Raw genomic sequence first — 25,677 nt, 5'->3', positions numbered from 1 at the left:
GCGGATCGCCTACATGTCGGTTGTTGTTGCTGGGCGGCGCAGTCCGCCGGAGGCGAGAACCGCTGTCTAGGTGGGCTCGACGCCGACGACACCCACAGCACCCGCCGGAGACTGGGAACGCGTTCCGCGAGGCAGGCGGGCCGGAGACCGATTCCGGCGCCTGCGCTGCTAGCTGCGCCTGGATACTCGTGGACCCGACCGATACGCGGTGGGTGTCCACGAACCGGTTGAGGATGTCGAGGTCCTCGACTCGCAGAAGGGACTCGACGTAATAGACCAACGAGTGGCCTCGGAGGTCGTCCTGGACCCGAGGCGCCCCATGGTTGTCGAGGTAGTCGACGGACGCATACAAGGCGAGCCGATATCCAGTCAGTGCCTCCACCCCGGGCCGACTGATCAGGGGCTCGCCGACCCCGATCTCGATGTCCGCTCCGAGCCCGTAGGCGTCCAGTCGGGCGCTAGTAGTAGTGCCCCTTAGAGTGGTGTAACTCGGTGGCCGAGCCCGTCTACGAATCCGTGTTGTGCACGAATGTAGAGCGGCCACCGTGTGATCCTTCGAGTCAACCTCTTACCGAATCCTCGAATGGAGTCATCACGATGACCGCACCCCATATTGTCGACCCTGCAGGCCTGCTTAGCCAAGCCCTCGCCGACGCGTCGCCGGATCTGATGCGCGAGCTGCTGCAGACCATGATCAACGCCCTGCTTTCGGCGGACGCCGACGCCGTGTGCGGTGCCGAGTGGAACGCCCGGTCCGCCGAACGCACCAACCTGCGCAACGGCTACCGGCACCGGCCCCTGGATACCCGCGTCGGCACCGTCGACGTCGCCGTACCGAAGCTGCGCTCGGGCAGCTACTTTCCGGAGTGGTTGCTCGAGCGCCGCAAGCGGGCCGAGTCGGCGCTGATCACGGTGGTGGCGGACTGCTACTTGGCCGGCGTCTCCACTCGCCGGATGGACAAGTTGGTCAAGACCTTGGGCATCGATTCACTGTCTAAGTCGCAGGTCTCCCGCATGGCCGCCGACCTGGATGAGCAGGTCGCCGCGTTCCGCCACCGGCGCCTGGACGAGGCCGGGCCGTTCACGTTCGTCACCGCTGACGCGCTGACCATCAAGGTCCGCGAGAACAAGCAGGTCGTCAAGGCCTCGGTGCTGCTGGCCACCGGCGTCAACGGCGACGGCCACCGCGAGGTCCTCGGTATGCAGGTGGCCACCAGTGAGACCACGGCCTCGTGGAACACCTTCTTCGCCGACCTGGTCGCCCGCGGCCTGGGCGGCGTGCGGCTGGTGACCTCCGATGCCCACGCCGGCCTCGTGGATGCGATCTCGGCGAACCTGCCCGGCGCCGCGTGGCAACGCTGCCGCACCCACTACGCCGCCAACCTCATGGCCGTGTGCCCCAAGTCCATGTGGCCGGCCGTGAAAGCAATGCTGCACAGCGTGTACGACCAGCCCACCGCAGACGCCGTCAACGCCCAGTTCGACCGGCTGCTGGAGTACACGGAGCACCGCCTGCCCGAGGTCGCCGACCACCTCGGCGATGCCCGCGAGGACCTGCTCGCCTTCACCGCGTTCCCCGACGACGTGTGGCGACAGATCTGGTCTAACAACCCCACAGAACTTATCCGGCCCTCAGGGTCGGATCAACCCCTGATTGCCGATTTGGGTCAGCGGTCGAGCCGGTGGAGGTGGTCGGTCAACGCGTCAGCGACGCGATGGTGACGGGCCGCTTCATCGGGCCATCCTCGGTCGTGGGCATCGACCTCGAGTGCCTGGATGTCGGTGCGTTGCGCCTCAAGCGCGTCGCGGAATTCCGGTCCGGTGACGAAGTTGTCGCAGGTCTCGCAGATGTTGGCATAGGGACAAGCACCCGCGCTCTCGTGACGGGAACAGTAGCCGTGGGCAACACGCGTTTTGAGCATCTCGCTGCCGAGCCAACTCACCGTGTCGGGAACGATCGGTTTGCCGACCGGGGTGAGAGTGAACCGCCGCCGCATCTTGCCCATCGCCTGGTCGTAGGCATCACGCAATGTCGGTGAAGCCAAAGTGGCGTAACGCAAAGTCATTTGCGGGGTGACGTGCCCGAGCAACGCCATCAACGCCTGCAGGCTCATCCCAGCGTTCGCGAGTTCGGTAGCCCACGTATGCCGCAGCTGATGCGGGGTCACCACCAACGGCGCACCCCCGGCCCCACGCAGTCCGCAAGTCTCGACGGCAGCGAGTAACCCGTTGCGCAGCCGGGTCTGGCTGAGACGGCGACCGTGCGCGACGAACAGGAAATCGGTCAACGCTCCGGTGCGGGGGTGCGGCAGCGGCCGGCAGATACCACGCCGACTGGTCCACTCGTCCAACGCGGTGAGGGTGGTGGCCGAGAGTGGCACCATGCGTTCGGTGGCGAGCTTGCCCAACGGCACCTTCAACCAGGTGCCGGCGGGACCGTAGTCGATGACGCTGCCGAGTTCGAGGTCGAGTAGCTCCCCGACCCGCAGACCAGCTCCGCGGAGCACGGTCAGCCCGATACGAGCGAACGAATCATCCAGCCCAGAGACCGCATACATCACTGCAACATCGATGTCGGGCGGCAGGGCCCGCGGAAGCGGTTGATCGAGTTTGGGGACGTCGACGGCGAAAACCAGACGGCGCGGTGGGGCCTGCTCCCAACCCCATTCGGTGATGTCGTCGAGCAGGTTGCGCACGCTCAGCACCGTCGATTGGATCACGGCCTTCGAGATGATGCGTCCGGCGCCGGAAGCGGCGCGTTGCCCACGCCAGGTGCGGGTGCGGTTCCAGACGAGGAAGCCCTCGATGTGATTGCGGTCGAGATCCTCGAGGGACGTGACCTCGGGATGAGCGGTGGTGAGGTAGTCCGCGAACGGCAGCAAGTCGTTGATCAAGGATTCGACGGATTTCGGACGCAGCACCGATGCCCGGACGGTGACGTAACGCAGCAATGTTGCGCGAATCGCGTCGGCCATCGGAACCTCGGCGAAGCGTTGAGCGTAACTGCGGGCCCACCCCCGGCGCCGTGGTGGTGTGTCGACGATGCGGGCCTGAAACAGCATCTGTCGCAGCCCCGCAATCCGGTTGCGGTAGGCGCGACGAGACGTTGCCGGAATCGACTGTGTTGCAGCCAATGCAGCGTCGAATTCGTCGACGGTATCGGCGCTCACGTCGCTGACGAGTCCGCCGTGCCAGGCGAGCAGCACCGCCAGACATTCACCCAGGACCGTCTCGATCCATTGCGGTGTCCAGCCCAAGGCCAGCCCGGCGGCCCGGACTGCGGCAAACCCGTCCGGGTCGCGGTCCTCGACGGCTCGGCCGAGACCGGTGAGGTTCTTGACGGCCGCAAGTTCGAGGTCCAGCCGCAGGCCGCCGCGTCCGATGAGGTGACACAGCAGCGGCCACGCCCCGGTGCGGCGCAGTTCGATGAGCCGTTCGGCTGCCGGTCGGGTCATCCAGTCCCGCAGGTCCGGATGCGAGGTGAGGAAGGTGGTCGCGATGAGGGTGCGAGCGCGCACCGACCTGGCGCTGAGAGCCAGGGCGGCAACGTGCTCGAGGTAATCGGCCAGCACCGTATCCGGGTCGGCCAGCGGATCGACCATTGCGAGCGCGGGGGTGGTCATCGTCGTGTCCCGGCGAGGCTGGCGCGGGCCGCGCCGTATTCGGCGGCGAGCTGCTCGACCGACAGATGCACGTATCCGGCGGTGGTCTCGGGAGACACGTGCCCCATCAACTCCCGTAACGCCATCAGATCGATTCCAGCGGAGGCGAGTTCGGTGCCGTAGGTGTGGCGCAGTCGGTGCGGACGCACCCGCGTTGCGCCGGACAGGCCTCGGTGCCGCCGGAACAGCGACCGCAGTCCGGCCTCGGTGACCGGCGACCCGTGGGTGGGGCCACGCAGCACCACGAAACACTCTTGCGTCGCCAACCCCGGTGGCCGTTCGAGGCGCAGATAGGCCGACAGTTCGGTGAAGAACGCCGCATCGACCGGCACCACCCGTTCCTTCGAGCCTTTGCCGAGCACCCGCAACCGACGTCGACCGAAATCGACGTCTGCCAGCCGCAGGGATCGCACCTCGGCGCTGCGCAGGCCCCCGAACAGCATGGCCCACACCATCGCCCGATCCCGGTGAGTGCGCAACGACGCCGCGAACTGCTCTACCGCGTCGGCGTCGAGGGATTCGGGCAGCAGTCGCGGTTGGCGCACCAGCCGGCCCCCAGCTCGGGGTCGGCCCGGTCCGAGGTGCCCGAGCAGTCCCCGCGCTTGTGGTCGCAGGCCCTGCCCGCGCCGCGGTGAGGGCACCGGATTGTCGGCGCGCATCCCGGTCATCACCAGGTACTCGAACAACGCCCGTATCGCCGCGACTCGTCGGTTGATCGTCGACGCCGCCGCGCCCCTGCCATTCCTTCTCGCCATGCCGGGGCGGGGTTCGCGGCGCACGTCCTGCCAGTCGATCCACTCGAACACCGTCACCGGCGTCACCGCCGCCACCGTGAGGTCGCGATCGAGCAGGAACCGGGCCAGGTTGAGCACGTCGAACGCATACGCCCGCACCGTTGCCGCGCTGAATCCGCGTCCGGCCAGGTGTGTCAGGAATGCGTTCGCCGCTGCGCTTCCCTCCCACTGGCCGTCGATCGCATAGCCGTCGCCGTGGGTCCGCACCCGAACGGTCATGGTCTGCCCCTCTCGATCGAGCCGACACCGCCAGCATGCGCCGAGCAACGCCGTCGGCCCCGGACCTCACGCCGCACCCATGATCGTGTCGTGGGAGGGCCGGTTAACCGATCGCGGATTGTTGGACCAGATCTGCCGCCAGATCTGCTTGGGGAACGCGGTGAACGCCAACAGGTCGACCCGGGCAGCGTCGAGGTGCTCGGCGACCTTCGGCAGCTTGGTTTCGAGGGCATCGATCACTCGATCATATTGGGCGTGAACGGAATCCGCGTCGGTCTGGTCGTAGACCGAATGCAGCAGCGTCTTCACCCAGGGTCACGACGACTTCGGGGTCACCGCCATGAGGTTGGTCGCGTAGTGGGTGCGGCACCGCTGCCAGGACGCGCCCGGCAGGGTCGCGCCGATCGCCGCCACGAGGCCGGCGTGCGCGTCGGAGGTCACCAACTTCACCCCGGTCAGGCCGCGGGCGACCAACCCGCGGAAGAAGGTCAGCCAGCCGGCGCCGTCCTCGCTGGAGGTGACGTCCAGCCCCAGGATCTCGCGGTAGCCGTCGGCGTTGACCCCCACCGCGACCAGGGCGTGCACGTTCACCACCCGCCCGTTCTCCCGCACCTTGAGGACCAGGGCGTCGGCGGCGACGAACGTGTACGGGCCCGCATCGAGGGGTCGGTTGCGGAAGGCCTCGACCTGGGTGTCGAGATCTTTCGCCATCACGCTGACCTGGGACTTCGCTCCCCCGAGCACTTCGTGCAGGGAGGCACCCCCAGCGAGGTGATCCCGAGGGTGTCGACGAGTTTTTCCATTCGGCGGGTCGAGACGCCGAGCAGGTAGCAGGTCGCAACGACCGAGGTCAGGGCACGTTCGGCCCGCTTGCGCCGCTCGAGCAGCCAGTCCGGGAAGTACGATCCGGACCGCAGCTTGGGGATGGCCACGTCGAGGGTGCCGACGCGGGTGTCGAAGTCGCGGTGCCGGTAGCCGTTGCGGCTGTTGGTGCGTTCGTCGGAGCGTTGGCCGTAGCCGGCGCCGCACAGGGCGTCGGCCTCGGCGCCCATCAGGGCGTGGACGAACATCGTCAGCAGCTCGCGCAGCAGGTCGGGGCTGGCGCCGGTGAGTCGGTCTTCGACAAGCTGGCGGAGGTCGATATCGTGGGCAGTGGTCATCGCGTGCTCTTTCGTCGAGTCGAGTTGGTAGCTCTCTCGAAGAATCACGCGGTGACCGTCTTTCGTCCGGTTACGACACGCCGGCCAGGTCGTTCAGGTCCGGTTCGTACACCATCTTCATGGACGCCACCCCTCCCCCGGCGGAACCGGGTCATCCACGTGCCAGGAGAGGACGGTGCCCCAACGGGGACCGATCAGGTACGCAGCAGTCGGAACATGCGTGCACTGGGTGCAGTGTTTTCCTCGCAGTAGACCGCGGTTGCAGCTCGCTACCACCGCCGCTCTCGAGTCTTCGTAGATACCGGAGGCGGCGCCCGGTTCCTGGGTGCAATCGCAGGTCGTGCACAGCGGATGTGCCGGTGAGCGGTTCGTCAACCCCCTCGAGGACTGACGGGTTCGCGGTGAGGTCGGCTGGACCGCATTCCTCGGTGCGTCGCCGCCGACAGTTGACCGACGGGCGGGATCGAGGACATCAAGCTGCGGGTGTGGCGCGACGGAATGGCGGTGCGCATCGACGGACTCGACGGCCACCTTGTGTTGCTGTGCGAGGCGACCAACTGCTGGTGGGTCACAAAGGTCGATAGGTGCCTCGGGCCGCGCCCGCGGTGACCTTGCCGTTCCGCGGTAACAGCATTGACCTGCTCGCCCGCCGTCTCGCCGAGCACTGGATCGGTGACGACTGCACCCGCCCGACCGGCTCCGTCACCGCGACTACGTTCCTGTCGCGGTCACCGTGGCGGCTCGAACCGGCCCGGCGCTGGCGTAAGTCGTCACCGCGTACGGCGCATCCGATCCAGGAGGTCTTCGACCGGCAGGCAGCGTGCGATCACTGCGTGCATCCCGATGTTTAGTGAACGAGTAGTGACATCTTTCCTACTCTCCGGTAGTGGACGCCTGCCCCTGACGTTCGCGTCGATTTGGCAATGGGGTCGATACGGACAGGTGATAATCGCAGCTCAAGACTCCATGTATCGATGCCCTCAACAAGTCGCCTCCTGATGTGAGGCTTGTCATAGTTAACGTTCATTGATCCAATCTGTCTGAACATTCATTCTCCGATTTACGACATTGAGGAGACCGGCATGAGCTTGCCTCAGGTAGGCACCACACCCCCCGGGTCGGCCGCCGCCCGACACACCCCGCAGACCCCATCGCGCGCATGGATCATCGTCGCGATGCTGTGCGCATTCCTGATCGTCAATTACGCAGACAAGGTGGTGGTCGGGCTCGCCGGTCCCTCCTTGATGCGCGATCTCGGCATCGGCGCCCGCCAGTTCGGTCTCATCCAAAGCAGCTTCTTCTGGTGCTTCGCCCTCGGCGCCATCCTGGGCGGCTTTCTGGTCGGGCGCGTGCCCGCCAAGTGGTTGCTGTCCGGTACCGCGATGCTGTGGGCCCTCAGCCTGGTACCGATGATCTGGAGCGAGAGCTACGTCGTTCTGATCGCATCCCGCATGGTGCTCGGTTTCGCCGAAGGGCCAGCGACGGCAATGGCTGTCGCTGTTGCGCACACCTGGTTCACCGCCGAGCGTCGCACCATCCCGACCTCGGTCATCACCGCCGGGGCGGGGCTCGGACCGGTCATCGCCGCTCCGGTGCTGACATTCGTCATCGTCACGTTCTCCTGGCATGCAGCCTTCCTCACCCTGGTGCTGGCCGGTGCGCTGTGGGCACCGTTGTGGGTGGCGATCGGGCGCGAAGGTCCGGTTCACGACACTCTCGCGGCGTCTATGGACGCCAGCCCGAGGTGGACATCGGCTGTATTCCAGCGAACCGTGCTCGGCATCTGCGTCCTGATGTTCGCGACGTACTGCTCCAGCGCCATCAAGATCAGCTGGCTGCCGCTGTACCTGCACGACGGCCTCGGCTACACGCAGGAGGAAGCGGGCACACTGGTCGCATTACCGTACGCCGCCACCGCCATCCTGCTGGTACTTGCGGGTACGGTGTCACGATCGATGACCAAGCGCGGTGTCGCACATCGTATTTCGAGAGGAATTCTGCCGTCCACGATGCTGGCGGTCGCCGGCCTGAGCACGATCGGGTTCGCACTGAGCGGGCGCGGCACGCTCAACCTGTTCCTCATCGTGGTGGGTGCGTCGTTCGCCGGCGCGGCAGCGGGCATCGCGCTGACGGCTGTCTCCGACGTCGTCCTCCCCCATCAGCGTGGCCCCGTGCTGGGCTTCGTGGTGGCGGTCTACAGCAGCGCAGGAATCGTCGCCCCCCTGGTCCTGGGAAACATCGTCGCCGACGCGGCCTCACCGGCTGCCGGGTACGAACGCGGATTCGTCATTCTCGGCTTCGTGATGATCGCGGGCGCACTGATCAGTCTCTTCCTAATCAACCCCGACCGAGACCGGTACCGCGGCACCGAACCCTCGGCGACGACGACCCCCTAGCCCGCGTTCCCGACCATCACCCCTTTCCCGTCAGGAGAACTCATGAAGTGGGACCTCGTCTTCCGCGGCAGCGTCACCGACATCGCGGCCACTGCCCGCCGTGCCGAGGAAGCGGGGTGGGACGGTATCCGTCTACCCGAGACGGCCCACGACGTCTTCGTCGCTGCGGCACTTGCCGCACCCGCGACGACTTCGCTCGAGATCGGAACTTCCGTCGCGATCGCCTTCGCCCGCAACCCCATGACGATTGCGAGCTGCGCCCATGACCTACATCGAGTCACGGAAGGTCGTTTCGAACTCGGCCTGGGATCCCAGATCCGGCCGCACATCACCAAGCGGTACTCGATGCCGTGGTCATCCCCGGCCGCCCGGATGCGCGAGCTGATCCTCGCGGTCCGGGCCATCTGGGAAAACTGGGAGAGCGGCGAAAAACTCAACGTCCGCGGATCCTTCTACACCCATACCCTGATGACTCCGACATTCTCCCCCGGACCCCTCGGCTTCCCGCCGCCACGAATCACCCTCGCGGCCGTGGGGCCCCGCATGATCAAGGTGGCCGCCGAGGTCGCCGACGGCATCATCTGTCACCCACTGAGCACGCCGCGCTACATCGAATCGACCGTCCTACCCGCCCTGGAACAACGTCGCGGGAGCAACGGCCCCGAGCGGATCGAGCTGTCCGGTCAGATCTTGGTAGCAACCGGCGCCGACGACGAATCCCTGGGCGCGTCGATCGAAGAGGTCCGGTCGCGCATCGCGTTCTACGCGTCGACGCCCGCCTACCGTCCGGTGCTCGAAGCACATGGCCTCGGACATCTTCAGGACGACCTCAACGCGCTGTCCAAGCAAGGCCGCTGGGACGATATGGCGCGCCGGATCGACGACGACGTCCTGGAACTGTTCGCGGTCGTCGCCGCGCCGGACTCGGTTCGAACCGAGATCGAGCGCCGAGTCGGGTATTTGTTCGACCGAGTCGCACTGACCCCGAGCGGGCCGACCCCCGATTTCCTCCATCGAGTAGTCGGCCGCACCGCCATCGACACCGCGGCCGTGCCCACCTGAACGACCCGCTCTTACCTCCAGACGGAAGTTGACTCCATGTATTTCACTCAGGCTCTGCACCGCGTGCTTCAGCACGAACCCGACCGGATCGCCTGGATCGACGGCGAGCACCGTGCCACCTTCGCCGAATTCGCTGACCGCGTCGCACGGCTGGCGGGAGGATTGCGCTCGCTCGGCATCGGGTCGGGCCAGCGGGTGGGGATGCTAGCCGCCAATCGTGCCCAATTTTTCGAGTACGCGCTCGCGTGCCCATGGATCGGCGCCGTCGCATCACCGCTCAACACGCGCTGGAGCCTGGACGAGATGGCGTTTCAGATCGACGACGCCGAGATCGGTGTGCTGTTCGTCGACGCTCCCCGGCTCGACCAGGCCCTCGAGCTGCGGCGACGGTGCGCCACACTGGACACCATCGTCGCCTTCGGCGCCGCCGCGATGCCCCGTGACGTCGTCGACTATGCAACGCTCATCGAGACAAGTCCCTCCGTGCCGGATGCCCGCACCGATCCGGATGCGCTTGCGGTGCTGATGTACACCGGCGGCACCACCGGAACCCCGAAGGGCGTCATGCTCAGTGCCCGGCAGATGCTCGTGTCGGCGTACGGCTCGGCCGTCAGCGTCGGCTTCCCGAATCTGCCGGGCCGTTACCTGCACGCCGCACCCCTGTTTCACCTTGCGGCGTTCGGCGGGCTCGTGCAACAGATGATGATCGGCTCCACCCATGTGTTCATCGGCGAGTTCGATGTGCCTGCGCTGTGCGCAGCGATCGAACGCGAGCGCATCACCACCACCACGCTCGTACCGACGATGATCCCCTGGCTGCTCGATCACGCAGCGCAGCGCGGCTCGGACCTCAGCAGCCTCGAGTACATCAGCTACGGCGCGGCACCGATGACCCGCCCCATCCTCGATCGGCTGTTCACCGCCCTACCCCACGTCCGCCTTCGGCAGGGATACGGCATGACCGAACTCGCACCCGTGGCCACGATCCTGCGCGACGAGGACCACCACGATCCCGCCCACCCCGAGCGCCTGCGCTCGGTCGGGCGCGCCGCGGCCCACACCGAGATCCGGATCGTCGACGAATCCGACCGCGTCGTTCCACGCGGCACCGTCGGTGAAGTGGTCGTCCGCGGCGAGAACATCATGCTCGGCTATTGGAAGAACCCGGAGGCGACGGCCGCGGCGATACGCGCCGGCTGGATGCACACCGGCGACGCCGGATACCTCGACGAGCACGGCTACTTGTTCCTGGTCGACCGGATCAAGGACATGATCGTCAGCGGCGGCGAGAACGTCTACAGCGCCGAGGTCGAGAAAGCTCTACTGCAACACCCGTCGGTGTCGGCGTGTGCCGTGATCGGGGTCCCGGACGAGGTGTGGGGCGAACGGGTCCATGCTGTGGTCGTCCTCGAACCCGGCACGTCGGCCTCGGCCGACGAGCTACGTGACTTCGTCGGCGAACACATCGCCCGGTACAAGGCGCCACGCACCGTCGACTTCGTCGCCGCACTGCCGCTGTCACCGGTCGGCAAGATCCTCAAACGGGTACTGCGGGAGGAATTGGCGAAGTGAGCGCACACCACTCGAGTCCCGTGCAGCTGGAGCCGGCTCCCGGCTGGTTCGTCCGCGCGATCGCCTCCGTCCCGCGTATCGGCTTCCACCACGTGTGCGGCGCTCGTATCCGCACCCTCGAGTGGGGTGATCGGGGGGACCGGCCTGTCGTCCTCGTCCACGGCGGGGCTGCAAATGCGCACTGGTTCGACCACGTCGCGCCCTTGCTCGCCCACGGCCGGCACGTCCTGGCGTTGGATCTCAGTGGCCATGGTGAGAGCGATCGGCGCGAGGAGTACCGGCGGGACCTGTGGGTCGAGGAGGTCGTCGAGATCGCTCTCGGCGCCGGCGCCGCGCCCATCGTCGTCGGACACAGCATGGGAGGACTCGTCGCCCTCGAGGCGGCCGGTACGCACGGTGAGGAGCTGGGCGGCGTCATCGTCGCGGACTCGCCGCTCCGTCCCCGTCGGACACGGCACGGGCCGGCGCGCAACCACAACCGACTGCCACGGGTGTATTCATCCGAGACCGAGATTCTGGCGCGGTTTCGGCCCGACCCCTCCGACGGCCCGATTGCCCCGTACCTGCACGCGCACGTTGCGCGCCGGTCGATCCGGGCGGTCCCCGGCGGGTTTTCGTGGCAGTTCGATCCGCGCTTCGGCATGGGCGGCGGGATGGCGCTCGACGAGGTGACCACCGCCGCGTGCCGAGTGGCGTTCGTCCGCGGCGAGCGCGGCATGCTCGATCCCGGCGTGATGGATCTGCTGGCGCGACGGCTCGGACAGGACACGATCTGCACCACCGTTGCCGACTGTGGCCACCACCTCATGCTCGATCGTCCCCTCGCCTTCGTCGCCACCGTCGACGAGATCTTGCGGTCCTGGCAGGACTGCCCCGCCCCACGACACTCACAGGAGCAACCATGAACGAAACTGTCGGCGCCCCGGACCGGTCCGGACCCCTGGCCGGGGTGCGGGTCCTCGAACTCGGGGGTATCGGTCCGGGCCCGTTCGCCGCCATGATGTTGGCGGACATGGGGGCCACCGTGATCCGGATCGTGCGTGACGATCGGTGGCGCCGTGACCCGATCCTCGGGCGGGGGCGGGTGGTTGTCCGCGCGGACTTGAAGGATCCGCAGGTGCGGGTCGCGATCCGTCGCCTCGCGCAGGGATGCGACGCGGTCATCGAGGGTTTTCGACCCGGGGTGGCCGAACGACTCGGTCTTGGACCGAAGGATCTGCACGAGTGTAATCCGGCGTTGGTGTACGGCCGGATGACCGGGTGGGGGCAGGAGGGGCCGTGGGCGTGGGCACCCGGGCACGACATCAACTATCTGTCGCTGACCGGGGGGCTGCACGCCATCGGTGAAAAGGATCGCGCGCCCGTGCCTCCGCTCAATCTGGTCTCCGACTTCGGTGGCGGCGGGATGTTCCTCGCCTTCGGAATCGCCTGTGCGCTGGCCCGTGTGCGGACGAGCGCCCCGGGGCAGGTCGTCGATGCCGCGATGGTCGACGGTACGTCCACGCTGCTCGCCATGACCTACGGATTCGTCGCGAACGGGACGTGGCTCGACGAGCGGGGGAGCAACATGCTCGACGGCGGCGCCCCGTTCTATCGCACATACCGGTGTGCGGACGGCGGATACATGGCGGCGGGATGCGTCGAGCCGCAATTCTTCCGCGAATTTCTCACCCGGCTCGACCTGGCCGACGACCCGCTCTTCGCCGAGCAACACGACCGCACGTTGTGGCCCCGTCAGGGCGAGCGAATCGCCGCCGTCTTTGCCACCCGCACTCGGGCCGAGTGGGAGGCCGTCTTCGCCGACAGCGAGGCGTGCACGACCCCGGTTCTGACCCTGGCCGAGGCACCCCACCACGCGCACACGGCAGGTCGAGGGACCTTCGCCGACATCGAGGGGGTGGTCCATCCGATGCCGGCGCCCCGCTTCAGCGGGACACCCACTGCCACCCCGACCCCGGCGCGGGCAGACACCGACTCGGTGATCTCTGCGCTGGCCGGGAGGAGCTTGACGCTCGGGGAGGCTCGGGACCTGATCGACTCGGGGGTGTTCGCTCCCGCCGACCGCTGAACCGAACCGTGATCGGTGGTGCCGTGGCAGCTGCGGTATCACCGATCCCGGTCGGCGCGCTCAGCGTCCGGCCACGACGGACTGGGCGAGGCGGTAGAGGTCGTCGGCGAGATGTGGGCGGCGCGACAGGCGCCGGGACCGCACCGATTCGGTGACCAAGCCGGTCATCAGACGGACGACGAGACGCGCCTCGGCGGTGGTCAACTCGGGCCGGATCTGGGCCAGGCAGTGCGTCCACTCCTCGAAGAAGACGCGCTGTCGCGCACGCCGCCGCTCGTGGATCTGGGGAACGTGGTGGTACTCGGACAGACTGATTGCGACCAGGTCGCCGTTTTCGACACACACGTCGACGTAGGCATGCAGCATACGGTCGACGGCGTCCTGCGCCGATGTGGCGTTTGCCAGCGCATCGTCCATGCCGAGCGCCACCCGCAGACCGGTGCGTTCGATCGCCGTCGCCAGGATGTCCTCCTTGCTCTTGAAGTGTCGGTACGGCGCGCCGGCGGTCAGTCCGAGCGCCTCGGCGATCTCGGCCATCGCCACGCCGCGGAACCCGCGCTCGCGGAACAGGCCGATCGCCGTGGTGAGAATCTGCTCGCGTCGCGACGACCGTATCCACCGGCGGCCGGCGCCGACCGGTTCGGCAGAGGCGGTGGCCCGACCTTCCGGGACCGGGGTGTCGAGCACCCGCGCGACGGTCAGGCGGACCAGGTCCAGGACTCGTGCCGGATCGACTCCCTCCTCGGATCGGCTCGCCCCCAGCGCCACCCCGCAGGCCGCCCGCAGATACAGCGGCGCATCTTCCGGTGCGATCGGTACACGGGCGAGCGTGGCAGCGCGGGTCCACAACTCGACGACGGCGTGCCACCGGTCGAGCAGTTCGTCGAGTGCAGTGCCGTGAAGGTGCCACAGGTGCCGCAGACACACGGTCAGGTCGGGGGAATGAGCCAGGGTGTATGCCACAGTCGCGTCGACCATGCGTCCGAAACTGTCCACGGCCAGGCACTCGCCGACGGCCTCCTCCGCTGTCGAGTGCAGCCCGTCGAGGAAACGAACACCGATCCGGGCGAGCACGGCGTCCTTGCCGGCGAAGTGCCGGTAGATCGCCGGTCCGCTGATCCCGATCGTGGCGCCGATGTCGTCGATCCCGGTGCCGGTATAGCCTCGGGCCGCAAACAGCTCGGCTGCCGTGGACACGATGTCCTCGCGCCGCCGATCCGCCGGTACCCGGGGGGCGCGGGTGCGCACGCCGGCCGCGGCCATGCCCTTACCGGACCTCATGTCCTGTGCCCTTCATGCGCTCCGTCCATCGACGGAGCGTAACTCACCGACTCCCTCAAGTGAACGATTGTATATTTTCGAATATCCGACTCAGTGGGGTTAATCCATTCTGATACGAGCTATAAGAAGTCTCTAGTTAACGATCATTGACATACTTAGAGGCTGAGTGCTTCGCTGAGCTCATCACCTTGTGTCCCGCGTCACCGGATCGATCACCACCGTGCGCACCGCCACCCGCCCCGGAGATCGACGTTTCCCGCCAGGAGCTCAAATGGACGACATCACCTACTCCGTCGACGATCGGGTCGCGACAATCACGCTCCGGCGTCCGGAGGCCAAGAACGCCTTCACATTGGACATGGTGGACGCGTGGGCCGACTTCGTCCGGCAGGCACACCGTGCTCCCGACGTCGGTGCAGTGGTGGTGACCGGCTCCGGGGACGCATTCTGCGCCGGCGGGGATCTGTCCATGATCGCCGATCTCGACCGCTCCCCCCTGGTCGGTAAACGCGTGCTCACCGAGCACATCCATCAGGTCGCCCTGGCGATGGAGGACCTGGACAAGCCCTCGATCGCCGCGGTGAACGGTGTCGCCGTCGGCGCGGGCATGGATATGGCGCTCATGTGCGATATCCGATTCCTGGCCCGCAGCGCCCGCATGAGCGAGGGATACATCCGTCTCGGGCTCGTCCCCGGCGACGGGGGCGCGCACTACCTCCCGCGCATCGTCGGTACGGCCAAAGCGCTCGAACTGCTGCTAACCGGCGACTTCGTCGATGCCGAGGAGGCTCTGCGGATCGGTCTGGTCAGTCACGTCGTCGACGACGACGCCCTGTTCGACACCGCCCACGCCTTCGCCGCACGCCTCGCCGCCGGACCTCCGCTGGCGACGCGGATCATCACCCGCAACGTGCATCTGAGCCTGCGCAACGACCTGCGCACCAACCTCGATCTGGTGTCGGCCCACATGGGACTGGTCGCGACGAGCGAGGACGCGCGCGAAGCACGCGCGGCCCGACGCGACCGCCGCACCCCGGCGTTCCGGGGACAGTGACCCCACCGGCCGCACCCACGCCTGGCAGTTTCCCCAACCTCGGACCCACCGGGTCCCCGTGGACCGACCCGCTCCGGGCGGTCCTCCCCTATTAGACGAAGGAGTGCCCATGAGCGGCATCAACGACGGCAGAATCGTGGTCATCACCGGCGCCGGCCGAGGCATCGGCCGCGAGTACGCCCTCGAGTTCGCACGTCAAGGAGCCAAGGTCGTCGTCAATGACCTCGGCTCCGCGCCGGACGGCTCCGGGGCCTCCGCCGGTCCTGCCGGCGAGGTCGTCGAACAGATCCGAGCCCTCGGCGGTGAGGCAGTCGTCAACGGCGACGACGTCTCGAGCGAGGCCGGGGCGGCCAACCTGATCCGCACCGCGATCGATACGTTCGGCGGGCTCGACGTACTGATCAACAACGCCGGAATCCTGCGTGACCGCATGATCGCCAGCATGTCGGTTCAGGACTGGGACGACGTCATCCGGGTTCACCTGCGCGGCACGTTCCTGCCGACCCGCTGCGCGGTCGACTACTGGCGTACCGAGTCGAAAGCCGGCCGCACCCGCAACGCCCGACTGATCAACACAAGTTCGTCGAGCGGCCTGTTCGGCAACGTCGGCCAGGCGAACTACGGGGCGGCCAAGGGCGGCATCGCCACCTTCACCCTCATCGCCGCGAAAGAACTCGGACGTTACGGTGTCACCGCCAATGCCATCTACCCCGGCGCGGTCTCACGTCTGACCGAGAACATCATCCCCGGCGCCGGTCAAGGCGATCACCCGATGGATGCGCACTACATCGCGCCGGTCGTCGCGTGGCTCGGCAGCCCTGAGTCGCACGAGGTCACAGGACGACTCTTCGGGTTGCGCGGCAACCGGATCACCATCGCCGAAGGATGGATCGACGGACCGTCCGCGGACAACCAAACCCGGTGGACACCGGCCGATCTGGGCCCGGTAATGAAAGACCTCCTCGCCCGCGCTCGGGACAACGTCGACTTCACCGCGGGCAAGAGCTGACCGACCACCACAACGCAGCACAAGGAGCTACCCGATGCCCATGAATCTCGACGTCGTCGGAGTCACCGGCGACACCACCACCGTCTCGTGGACCCACAAGGACGCGATCCTGTACGCGCTCGGGGTCGGCGCCGGACAGGACGACCCGCTCACCGAACTGCAGTACACGACCGAGAACTCGCAAGGCGTCGAGCAGCAGATGCTGCCGGCGTACGGCGTCGTTCTCGGGATGACATACGGCAAACGCCCCCCGCTCGGCGACTACCCCCTGTCTCGAGTCCTGCACGGCGAACAGTCCTTCGTCACACATCGGCCCCTGCCCGTGGAAGGAACCGCGACCGTCTCGAGCGTCGTGACCGGCATCTACGACAAGGGCAAAGGCGCCCTCGCGGTCTTCGACACCGTCCTCGCCGACCCTGCCTCCGGAAGCCCGTGGTTGACCTCGACTACCAGTCTGTTCATTCGGGGCGAAGGTGGATTCGGCGGCCCCGCACAACAGGTTCCGCACTGGTCGGTGCCCCACCGGGAGGCCGACCACGAGCTCACCTCGACGGTGCGCCCCGACCAGACCCTGCTCTACCGTCTGTCCGGCGACCGCAACCCGCTGCACTCGGACCCGAAGTTCGCGCAGAAGGCCGGGTTCGATCGGCCGATTCTGCACGGAATGTGCACCTACGGCGTCACCGGCCGCCTGCTCGTGAACGCCCTGTGCGACGGCGACCCGACCCGCGTGCGGTCGATGAGCGGCCGCTTCAGCAAGCCGGTGATGCCGGGCGAGACGTTACGGGTGCAGATCTGGGACGCCGGCGACCGAGCTCTGTTCCGCACAATCTCCTCCGACGGTTCGGTGGTCCTCGACCGCGGTACGTTCGAGTTCTCCGGTGAGCTGTGAGGTGACCCCATGACCAACCCCACGTCCGTTGCGCCCGACACCGGTGCCGACGCCACCGCGCCCGAGGCCACGAGTTTCTGGGACACCGCCGAACGTGCCCCGCACCGACCGGCCGTGGTGGTCGACGGCGGCGAGTCCGTCACCTTCGGTGAACTGGCCACCCGGATCCGGAGCCTTGCTCGCGGGCTCGTCGCACACGGCATCCGGACCGGGGACCGGATCGCAGTGATCCTCACCAACCGGGTCGAGTATGTGCTCGTCCAGGTGGCCGCCCACACGATCGGCGCCACCATGGTTCCGGTCAACCGGCACCTCACCGCTCCCGAACTGCACCACATCCTCGCCGACTGCAACCCCGCGCTCGTCGTCGTGGACGAGCACACCGCACCCAGCGCCGTACCGGCCGCGGTCGACGCCGCGATCGATCGCGCACGGCTCGTGGCGGCGGGTGCCGTCGACGGGGTCAGGCCGATATCCGAGCTAGCGGGCGCCGACGGACCGCTGCCGGAGCGGCCGGCCGGAACGCTGCTGTTCTACAGCTCGGGCACGACCGGCAAACCGAAGGGCATCGTGCGTCCGGTCTCCGGCCTGTCGCCGGTGGCCGACCAACGTCGGATCGCGGCGGCAGCTCGAAGCATATCCATGGGTCCTGGAGGGGTGTTCCTGTCGGTCGGGCCGTTGTACCACGCCGCACCCAACCAGAACATGCTGATGGGACTCGTGCTGGGCAAGACCGTCGTGGTCAGTTCCGGCTTCGACCCGGACCACGTGCTGTCGCTGATCGAGAGGCACCGGGTCACCGATACCTTCCTCGTCCCGACGATGCTGCATCGATTGCTCTCGCTGCCGGCCGAACGGCGGGCGACAGCGGACGTGTCGTCGCTGCGCTGTGTGCTGCACGCCGGCGCGATCTGCCCGGTCGCGACCAAACGAGCCATGATCGAATGGGTCGGGCCCGTGCTGATGGAGTACTACGGCGCGAGTGAGTCCGGTGCTGCAACGACGATCACCTCCGAGCAGTGGCTTGAGCATCCAGGTTCGGTCGGGCAGGCGCGGCCGGGGATGTCGGTGCGGGTCTGCGACGAAACGGGAGCGCCGCTGTCGGCCGGTGAGGTGGGCTTGATCCACATCCGCACCGGCGTGACCGTCGAGTATCTGGGCGATCCGCACAAGACCGCCCACAGCTACGTCGACGGCTATTTCGTGCCCGGGGACATGGGCTACCTCGATGAAGACGGCTGGCTGTACCTGTGTGACCGACGCACCGACATGATCATCTCCGGTGGGGTGAACATCTATCCGGCCGAGGTCGAGGCGGCATTGCTCGAACACCCGGACGTCGTGGACGTGGCGGTGTTCGGTGTGAGCAACGACGAGTGGGGGCAGTCGGTCGTCGCGCTGGTCGAGCTGGCCGAGGACGCGGCGCCGGAACCCGAGGCCGTCGAGCGGTTGCTCGACCACTGCGCGGGCCGCCTCGCGCGATTCAAGATCCCTCGGGTGCTGCGAGTGGTCGACACCCTTCCCCGCACCGCCGCGGGGAAGATCAACAAGGCGCACCTGCGCGCAGCATTCGAAAAGGCCGCAGGCTGACGCTCGTCACACGTCCCGGACGACGTCGAGGAACGCGGACGCGACCGGGGACAAGGGGTCCTGCCGGTGGAAGATCGAGGCCGACCGCAACGGCGGCATGTCCAGCGGTTTGACCACGGCACCGAGCCGGTGGGCGAGTTCTCCCTCCGGCTCGGGCAGCACGGCCACCCCGACCCCGGCCAGCAGCAGCGGCATGATCAGCTCGCGATGGTCGGTGGCCACCGCTGCATGAGGTAGCCCCAACCCCGCTTCCGCCAGCCGGGCCACGAAGTGCTGCTGACTCGCCGACCGCTCGGGGAGCCCGATGATGAGCGGAAACGTCATCAACTCCGCCAACGTCACCGTCTCCCCCTGCGGGACGACCGGTGCGTCGGCGGCGAACGCGGCCACCATGCGTTTGGCAATCGGAACCGGAACATCGCTGTGCCGAGGAAACGGCGCCGGATGGTCGGTGAGCAACAGCTCGGCTTCCCCGCGGCGGAGGATCTCGAATCCTTCCGGACCGAACGGAGCATGAAGCACGCGCAACGACATGTCGGGGAACCGTCGCCGAAAGCGGACCAGGATCGGCGCCAACGGATCGTACGACATCCCGTGCACCACAGCGATGTCCAGGCGACCGACATGCATCGACTCGACGGCTTCCACGGCCACGCGGGCCGCGTCGAATCCGCGCAGTGTCTGCCGTGCGGGACCGATGAGGGCTCGACCCGCCGGCGTCAACGTCAGTCGGCGACCGCGGACGAACAACGTCGTATGCAGCGATCGTTCCAGCTCCCGAAGGGATTGCGACACAGCCGGTTGACTCAAATGAAGACGGCGGGCCGCGCCGGAAACGCTGCCCGCGTCGACAACAGCGACAAAGTGGGCGAAATGCCGACGCTCCATAAGTTCAGGTTATCACCACTCAAGTCAATTGAGGGATTCCCTTAACTATCGGTTTCTCGTAGCGTCGGTGTCAGCGGGCCTCGACACCGCGTCGCAGCAAGTCGAACGACGGCCTCACGCCGTCACCGCAACTTCTGGCATTCGACTTCGTACACCCATCCAACCCGGACCGATTCCGGGGCAGTGAGGAGACATCATGGGACATCTCGACGGACGCGTCGCCGTCATCACCGGCGGCGGACGAGGACTCGGCCGTGAGCACGCTCTGCTGTTCGCCGCCGAAGGAGCCAAGGTCGTCGTCAACGATCTCGGGGGCCGCGCCGACGGCAGCGGCACCGACGTCTCGGCCGCGCAGGCCGTCGTCGACGAGATCCGCACCGCGGGCGGCGAAGCGGTAGCCGACACCCACAGCGTGTCCGACTGGGAGGGCGCTCGCCGCCTGATCAGGACGGCGATCGACACATTCGGTGACCTGCACGTCGTGGTCAACAACGCCGGCATCCTCCGCGACCGCACGCTGGTCAACATGAGTGAAGAGGACTTCGACTCGGTGGTCGACGTCCACCTCAAGGGCACGTTCGCGGTCACCCGTCATGCCGCCGAATACTGGCGCGACCAGGCCAAGGCCGGGGCAACCGTCGATCGTTCGCTCGTCAACACCTCCTCCGGCTCGGGACTGCACGGCAACCCCGGTCAGACCAACTACGCGTCCGCCAAGGCCGGCATCGCCGCAATGACCCAGATCGCGGCGAAGGAACTCGAGCGCTACCACGTGCGGGCCAACGCGATCGCTCCTGTCGCACGCACGCGGCTGACGGAAGCAACCCCCGGCCTGGGCCAGGTCATGGTCGAGTCGATCGAAGCCGACTTCGACGAGTGGCACCCCGCCAACATCTCACCGATCGTCGGCCTGCTCGCCGCCGAGTCGTGCCCGTTCAGCGGCCACGTCTTCAAGGTGCTCGGCGGCGAAATCGGCCTGTACCAGGGCTGGACGGTCGTCGACACAATCCAGCAGAGCGCGCGCTGGACGATCGACGAACTCGCCGCGGCAACCAAGCACATGCCGAACAAGCCGGCCGACGGCCTGACCAGCAAGCACAACGCCCAGGCCAAGGCCAACCGGGGACAGTGAGATGACCACCGACACCGAATCGGCCACCCCGACGTTCGACATCCACATCGAATACGGCAAGATCCGCGAGTTCGCCCGAGCCACGATGGCCACCGATCCGGCGTATGCCGAGACCGACGCGGTCGTACCACCGACCTTCCTCACCACTTCCGGATTCTTCTGGCAGACAGCGGAATCGAAGAAGAACGCGGCCCACCACCTGGATCCGCAGCGCACATTGCACGCCCAGCAGGAGTACGTCTTCCACGGCGAGCCGCCGCGTGCCGGACAGGTACTCACCGCGTCCGCCCGAGTGGCGAATCGGTACGAAAAGCAAGGCCGGCGTGGCGGCTCGCTCACCTTCGTCGACATGGTGATCGAGTTCCGCGACCCGAACGGCCGACTGGTGGCCGAGCAGCGATCGACCGCAGTCCAGACCGCGCACGCGCCGAAGGAGTCGTGATGACCAGTAGCCGCACCGTCACCGAGACACCCACCGCGCCCGTCGCACCCTCGACTGCTCGAGCCGACGCCGACCGCAGGCTGCGCCCGATCGCAGTCGGTGACCGAGGACCTGAACGCGAGTTCGGTCCGCTCACCGTCACCGACATCGTCCGGTACGCCGGAGCCTCGGGCGACTTCAACCCGCTGCACCACGACGACGCCGCAGCCAAGGACGCCGGGTTCGCGGGCATCTTCTCCATCGGGATGTTTCAGGCCGGGCTGCTCGCGACCTACGCAGCCGAATGGCTGGGACCGCGCAACATCCGCCGCATCACCACCCGCTTCCAGGAACAAGTGTGGCCGGGTGACGTACTGGTGTGCACCGGCGAAGTCACCTCGCTCGACGCGCAGGGCGAGTACACCGTCGTCGAAGTCTCGCTCACCTGCCGACGCCGCGGCGGTGGTGTCGCCATCGCGGGGTCAGCGGAGTTCTCTCTTCCCGCCTGACCTCCGGAACCATCGATCAACCATCAGGAGACACCATGAACACGTCCAACGTCGGTGTGGTCAGCTATGGCGTCCACGTCCCGATCTGGCGTCTCGACCGCGCCGAGATCGGCAAGACGCTCGGCACACCGTCCGGTCGAGGCACTCGCGCTGTCGCCGGATTCGACGAGGACTCGACCTCGATGGGCGTCGAGGCGGGACTGTCCGCCCTCGACGGCCGCCCCGATCCTGACGCCCTCGTCTTCGCCACCGCGACCCCCGGATACGCGGACAAGACGAACGCCTCCATCGTGCATGCTGCACTGGCGCTTTCGCCGTCGGCACCGGCATACGACATGGTCGGCGCACCACGCTCGGCCATGGGGGCCCTGGTCGCCGCGACCGACGCCGCCCACGCCGGCCGCCGCACCTTGGTCGTCGCCTCGGACATCCGCACCGGCCTGCCTGCCTCGGCCGAGGAACGCGACGGCGGCGACGCCGCCGCGGCCGCGCTGCTCGGCTCCGGGGACGATGTCGTCGGGGCCGTCCTCGGCCGCGGCAGCGCATCCGCCGAGTTCCTCGACCGCTGGCGCATCCCCGGCGACCAGGCCACCCGTGTGTGGGAGGAACGCTTCGCCGAGGGCATCTACACCGAACTCGTCACCGACGCGGTCGATGCAGCGCTCAAGGATTCGGGGCTGACCCGCGCCGACGTCAGCCACGTCGCGGTGGCCGGCGTCCACCGCCGCGCGGTCGGATCGACAACCCGGATGCTGGCCAAGGATGCCACGGTGGTCGACGATCTGGCGGGCGTAGTCGGTGCCACCGGCACCGCAGCCCCCGGCCTGCTGCTGGCCTCGTTCCTCGATGCGGCGGATCCGGGGCAGACGTTGCTGCTTGTCCATCTCGGGGACGGGGTCGATGCGGTGATCGTCCGCGCAACCGCGGCCCTGCCCGCCTACCGCTCCGACCGCGCCCGGCCGACGCTGGCCCGGCAGCTCGGCACCACCCGTGCGGTCGACTACGCCCGGTTCCTGACCTGGCGCGGCTTCGTGCACCGCGAACCGCCGCGCCGCCCCGATCCGGACCGGCCGGCGGCACCGCCGTCCGCGCGCCGGGCGGACTGGAAGTTCGGGCTGAGCAGTTCCCGCTGCACGGACTGCGGCACCCGCCATATGCCGCCGATCCGCGTGTGCCGGTCGTGTCACAGCGTCGACCACATGACGCGCGAACGCATCGTCGGCGAGCACGGCACGATCGCGACGTACCAGGCGGACCTGCTGGCATATACCCTCAGCCCGCCCCTCATCGCGGCAGCAGTCGACTTCGCCGGTGGCCGGTTGATGTGCGAGATCACTGATGCCGACCCCGCGGCGCTGCGCATCGGGGATCGCGTGGAGATGACGTTCCGTCGCCTGTACACCACGACCGACGGAGTCCACAACTACTTCTGGAAGGCTCGCCCCGTCGCGGCCGCCGGGAAGGACGCCTGACATGGCAACACACGGCATCAAGGACAAGGTCGCCATCGTCGGTATGGGGTGCACGCCCTTCGGCGAGCACTGGAACCGCAGCGCAGAGGACCTGCTTGTCGACGCGAACCGCGAGGCCCTCGCGGATGCGGGTCTGGAACAAGGCGACATCGACGCGTACTGGCTCGGCACCATGGGTTCGGGGTTCTCGGGTCAGCTTCTCTCCCGCACGCTCAAATTGGACTACAAGCCGGTCACGCGTGTCGAGAACTTCTGTGCCACCGGCTCGGAGGCGTTCCGTAACGCGTGCTATGCCGTGGCGTCCGGGGCGATCGACGTCGCGATGGCGATCGGGGTCGAGAAGTTGAAGGACTCCGGCTATTCCGGCCTCACCCGAGCTGCCCCGCCGCACGACGGCACGGCGGTGGGCCTGACCGCTCCTGCCGCGTTCGGCCTGCTCGCACCCGCCTACGCCAATGCGTACGGCCTCGACGACGACAAGCTCAAAGACGTCATCACCCGCATCGCATGGAAGAACCACTACAACGGGGCGCGTAACGCACGGGCACAGTTCCGCAAGGAGGTCCCGCTCGAGGCGATCCGCAACAGCCCCAAGGTTTCCGGCATGCTCGGGGTGATGGACTGCTCGGGGGTCTCCGACGGATCCGCGGCCGCGATCATCGTGCGCGCCGAGGACGCCTACAAGTACACCGATCAGCCGTTGTTCGTCAAGGCGCTGTCGATGGTCGCCGGTCCCGGTGACGGGCCGATGGACCCGTCGTTCGACTACACCTCGATCCGGGAGGTTGTCGAGTGTGCACGCAACGCGTATGCGGAGGCGGGAATCGAGGACCCACGCGCCGAACTCGCCCTGGCCGAAGTGCACGACTGCTTCACCCCGACCGAGTTGGTTCTCATGGAGGACCTCGGGTTCAGCGACCGGGGAAAGGCGTGGCGTGACGTGCTCGATGGCGCGTTCGATCTCGCCGGTGACCTGCCCGTCAACCCGGACGGCGGGCTCAAGAGTTTCGGGCATCCGATCGGCGCCTCCGGGCTGCGCATGCTCTTCGAATGCTGGCTGCAACTGCGGGGCACAGCGCCGCAGGAACGCCGGATCGACACCAGCGTCAAAAAGCTCGGTCTGACCCACAACCTCGGGGGACACCCCGGTGACTGCGTCAGCTTCATCTCCGTGGTCGGGACCGAACCTGCCGCCTGACCCCAGCGAACCGAACGCCCAGCAGACAGGAAGCACCATGAACCGCACGTTGTACGACCAGGAACACGAGGACTTCCGCGCGACCGTCCGCAAGTTCCTCGAAGCGGAGATCGCCCCCTACATGGACGAGTGGGAAGCGGCCGGCATCTTCCCGAAACAGATCTACGCCCGATGCGGTGATCTCGGCATCGCCGGACTGAATGTGCCGGAGGAGTACGGCGGCGGCGGGGTCAGCGACTACCGCTTCAACTCGGTCGTTCTCGAAGAGGTCGCGCTGACCTATACCGGGCTCGGCGCATTGGGGTTGCACGCGAACATCGTCACGCCCTACTTCACCCGGTTCGCCGACGCGGAACAGAAGACGCGGTGGCTGCCGGGCATCGCCGCCGGTACCACGATGTGTTCGATCGCGATGACCGAGCCCGGCACGGGATCGGATCTCAGCGGGATCGTCACCAACGCCGTCCGCGACGGCGACGACTGGATCCTCAACGGGGCGAAGACGTTCATCACCGGGGGTATCAATGCCGACCTGGTGGTCGTCGCGTGTCGGACCTCGTCGAACGAACAGGACCGTCGCGGCGGGCTCAGCCTGCTCGTTGTCGAGGACGGGATGCCCGGCTTTTCCCGTGGTCGCAAGCTCGACAAGCTCGGCACCCATTCGGTCGACACGGCCGAGCTGTTCTTCGAGGACGTGCGGGTCCCGGCGGCGAACATGCTCGGTGAGGAGGGCCGCGGGTTCGAGTATCTGACGTCCAACCTCGTCCCCGAACGCCTCTCCCAATCGGTCAGTGCCGTGGCGGCGGCGCAGGCCGCCCTCAACGCCGCCGTCGCGTACGTCAAAGAACGCAAGGTGTTCGGCAAACCGGTGGCTGCCTTCCAGAACACCAAGTTCGTCCTCTCGGAATGCGCCACCGACATCGCCGCGGGTCAAGCCCTCGTGGACCAGGCGATCCTCGCCTACAACAGCGACGATCTCAGCGTCTCCGACGTCGCAAAGGTCAAGCTGTTCGTCACCGAGATGGCAGGGCGCGTGGTCGACAAGTGCCTGCAGCTGCACGGCGGATACGGCTACATGCGTGAATATCCGATCTCGCGCCTGTACGCCGACATCCGACTGGCGCGCATCGCCGCAGGCTCGAGCGAAATCATGAAAACCGTGATCGCCAAATCGCTCACCCTCTGATCGACCGCCGCCCGCTCGACGGGTGTGTTCCGCCCCGACCCCGCTTCGGCGGAACACACCCGTCCTCCCCGTGCCCGCGTCCACACCGACGGCCCACCCCGGCCACCGATTC

Annotated in this window: 20 protein-coding genes and 2 pseudogenes; 17 read left to right on the top strand and 5 right to left on the bottom strand. The window is 67.4% G+C overall.

Going from position 1 to position 25,677, the window contains the following annotated elements; all coding sequences use genetic code 11:
• Positions 1-597 precede the first annotated feature (597 nt).
• Positions 598-1,620, top strand: a pseudogene (locus tag ACM26Y_RS25760) (IS256 family transposase); the annotation flags it as partial.
• 47 nt (positions 1,621-1,667) lie between these two features.
• On the opposite strand, the gene ACM26Y_RS25755 reads toward ACM26Y_RS25760, so the two are convergent.
• From ACM26Y_RS25755 to ACM26Y_RS25745, 3 genes and pseudogenes are all read right to left on the bottom strand, one after another.
• On the bottom strand, positions 1,668-3,623 hold the full coding sequence (locus ACM26Y_RS25755) for a tyrosine-type recombinase/integrase (RefSeq protein WP_416063768.1): 1,956 nt from the start codon (positions 3,621-3,623) through the stop codon (positions 1,668-1,670).
• Entirely contained in the window at positions 3,620-4,675 is a 1,056-nt protein-coding gene (locus tag ACM26Y_RS25750) for a tyrosine-type recombinase/integrase (RefSeq protein WP_416063767.1), read from the bottom strand. Before ACM26Y_RS25750 ends, ACM26Y_RS25755 begins: the two co-directional genes overlap by 4 nt.
• A 111-nt stretch (positions 4,676-4,786) precedes the next feature.
• Positions 4,787-5,835: pseudogene (locus ACM26Y_RS25745) on the bottom strand (IS256 family transposase); the annotation flags it as partial.
• 584 nt (positions 5,836-6,419) lie between these two features.
• On the opposite strand from ACM26Y_RS25745, the gene ACM26Y_RS25740 reads away from it, so the two are divergent.
• The 6 genes from ACM26Y_RS25740 (at position 6,420) to ACM26Y_RS25715 (ending at position 12,933) form a co-directional block, all read left to right on the top strand.
• Positions 6,420-6,686, top strand: coding sequence for a hypothetical protein (locus tag ACM26Y_RS25740; RefSeq protein ID WP_416063870.1), 267 nt, complete (start codon positions 6,420-6,422; stop codon positions 6,684-6,686).
• Positions 6,687-6,917: 231 nt separating this feature from the next.
• A complete protein-coding gene (locus ACM26Y_RS25735) occupies positions 6,918-8,231 on the top strand; it encodes an MFS transporter (RefSeq protein WP_416063869.1) in 1,314 nt (437 codons plus the stop codon).
• A gap of 42 nt (positions 8,232-8,273) precedes the next feature.
• Positions 8,274-9,293: a TIGR03617 family F420-dependent LLM class oxidoreductase gene (locus ACM26Y_RS25730; protein ID WP_416063868.1), complete on the top strand. Its 1,020-nt coding sequence runs from the start codon at positions 8,274-8,276 to the stop codon at positions 9,291-9,293.
• A gap of 36 nt (positions 9,294-9,329) precedes the next feature.
• Positions 9,330-10,865: a long-chain-fatty-acid--CoA ligase gene (locus ACM26Y_RS25725; RefSeq protein ID WP_416063867.1), complete on the top strand. Its 1,536-nt coding sequence runs from the start codon at positions 9,330-9,332 to the stop codon at positions 10,863-10,865.
• The gene (locus ACM26Y_RS25720) at positions 10,862-11,770 is read left to right on the top strand and encodes an alpha/beta fold hydrolase (RefSeq protein ID WP_416063866.1); all 909 of its coding nucleotides are present in this window, start codon (positions 10,862-10,864) and stop codon (positions 11,768-11,770) included. Before ACM26Y_RS25725 ends, ACM26Y_RS25720 begins: the two co-directional genes overlap by 4 nt.
• The gene (locus ACM26Y_RS25715; RefSeq protein WP_416063865.1) at positions 11,767-12,933 is read left to right on the top strand and encodes a CaiB/BaiF CoA transferase family protein; all 1,167 of its coding nucleotides are present in this window, start codon (positions 11,767-11,769) and stop codon (positions 12,931-12,933) included. Before ACM26Y_RS25720 ends, ACM26Y_RS25715 begins: the two co-directional genes overlap by 4 nt.
• A 60-nt stretch (positions 12,934-12,993) precedes the next feature.
• Here the strand turns inward: ACM26Y_RS25715 and ACM26Y_RS25710 are convergent, their stop codons facing one another.
• Positions 12,994-14,214: a TetR/AcrR family transcriptional regulator gene (locus ACM26Y_RS25710; RefSeq protein WP_416063864.1), complete on the bottom strand. Its 1,221-nt coding sequence runs from the start codon at positions 14,212-14,214 to the stop codon at positions 12,994-12,996.
• A gap of 271 nt (positions 14,215-14,485) precedes the next feature.
• Here ACM26Y_RS25710 and ACM26Y_RS25705 point away from each other — a divergent pair, with 271 nt between their 5' ends.
• From ACM26Y_RS25705 to ACM26Y_RS25690, 4 genes are all read left to right on the top strand, one after another.
• A complete protein-coding gene (locus tag ACM26Y_RS25705; RefSeq protein ID WP_416063863.1) occupies positions 14,486-15,268 on the top strand; it encodes an enoyl-CoA hydratase/isomerase family protein in 783 nt (260 codons plus the stop codon).
• A gap of 109 nt (positions 15,269-15,377) precedes the next feature.
• Positions 15,378-16,277 carry an SDR family oxidoreductase gene (locus tag ACM26Y_RS25700; protein ID WP_416063874.1) on the top strand — a complete coding sequence of 300 codons (900 nt, stop codon included), beginning with the start codon at positions 15,378-15,380 and terminating at the stop codon, positions 16,275-16,277.
• A gap of 34 nt (positions 16,278-16,311) precedes the next feature.
• On the top strand, positions 16,312-17,169 hold the full coding sequence (locus ACM26Y_RS25695) for a MaoC/PaaZ C-terminal domain-containing protein (RefSeq protein WP_416063862.1): 858 nt from the start codon (positions 16,312-16,314) through the stop codon (positions 17,167-17,169).
• A 9-nt stretch (positions 17,170-17,178) separates the two neighbouring features.
• Positions 17,179-18,759, top strand: a complete 1,581-nt coding sequence (locus ACM26Y_RS25690) for an AMP-binding protein (RefSeq protein ID WP_416063861.1) — start codon at positions 17,179-17,181, stop codon at positions 18,757-18,759.
• Between the two features lie 6 nt (positions 18,760-18,765).
• On the opposite strand, the gene ACM26Y_RS25685 is transcribed toward ACM26Y_RS25690, so the two are convergent.
• Complete coding sequence (locus tag ACM26Y_RS25685) at positions 18,766-19,647, bottom strand: LysR family transcriptional regulator (protein WP_416063860.1); 882 nt, start codon at positions 19,645-19,647, stop codon at positions 18,766-18,768.
• Between the two features lie 196 nt (positions 19,648-19,843).
• Here ACM26Y_RS25685 and ACM26Y_RS25680 point away from each other — a divergent pair, with 196 nt between their 5' ends.
• The 6 genes from ACM26Y_RS25680 to ACM26Y_RS25655 are packed head-to-tail and all read left to right on the top strand — an operon-like array spanning position 19,844 to position 25,565.
• Positions 19,844-20,779, top strand: a complete 936-nt coding sequence (locus ACM26Y_RS25680; RefSeq protein ID WP_416063859.1) for an SDR family oxidoreductase — start codon at positions 19,844-19,846, stop codon at positions 20,777-20,779.
• Between the two features lies 1 nt (position 20,780).
• Entirely contained in the window at positions 20,781-21,221 is a 441-nt protein-coding gene (locus ACM26Y_RS25675; protein ID WP_416063858.1) for a MaoC family dehydratase N-terminal domain-containing protein, read from the top strand.
• Entirely contained in the window at positions 21,221-21,709 is a 489-nt protein-coding gene (locus ACM26Y_RS25670) for a MaoC/PaaZ C-terminal domain-containing protein (protein WP_416063857.1), read from the top strand. The genes ACM26Y_RS25675 and ACM26Y_RS25670 overlap by 1 nt, the downstream gene beginning before the upstream one ends.
• 35 nt (positions 21,710-21,744) lie before the next feature.
• Positions 21,745-23,181: an OB-fold domain-containing protein gene (locus tag ACM26Y_RS25665; protein WP_416063856.1), complete on the top strand. Its 1,437-nt coding sequence runs from the start codon at positions 21,745-21,747 to the stop codon at positions 23,179-23,181.
• 1 nt (position 23,182) lies between these two features.
• Positions 23,183-24,379 carry an acetyl-CoA acetyltransferase gene (locus ACM26Y_RS25660; RefSeq protein WP_416063855.1) on the top strand — a complete coding sequence of 399 codons (1,197 nt, stop codon included), beginning with the start codon at positions 23,183-23,185 and terminating at the stop codon, positions 24,377-24,379.
• Positions 24,380-24,416: 37 nt separating this feature from the next.
• Entirely contained in the window at positions 24,417-25,565 is a 1,149-nt protein-coding gene (locus ACM26Y_RS25655; protein ID WP_416063854.1) for an acyl-CoA dehydrogenase family protein, read from the top strand.
• Positions 25,566-25,677: the final 112 nt, after the last annotated feature.

The sequence above is a fragment of the Rhodococcus indonesiensis genome (assembly GCF_047782815.1).
Classification (GTDB): Bacteria; Actinomycetota; Actinomycetes; order Mycobacteriales; family Mycobacteriaceae; genus Rhodococcus; species Rhodococcus indonesiensis.
This window is presented reverse-complemented; position numbering and strand designations above follow the sequence as displayed.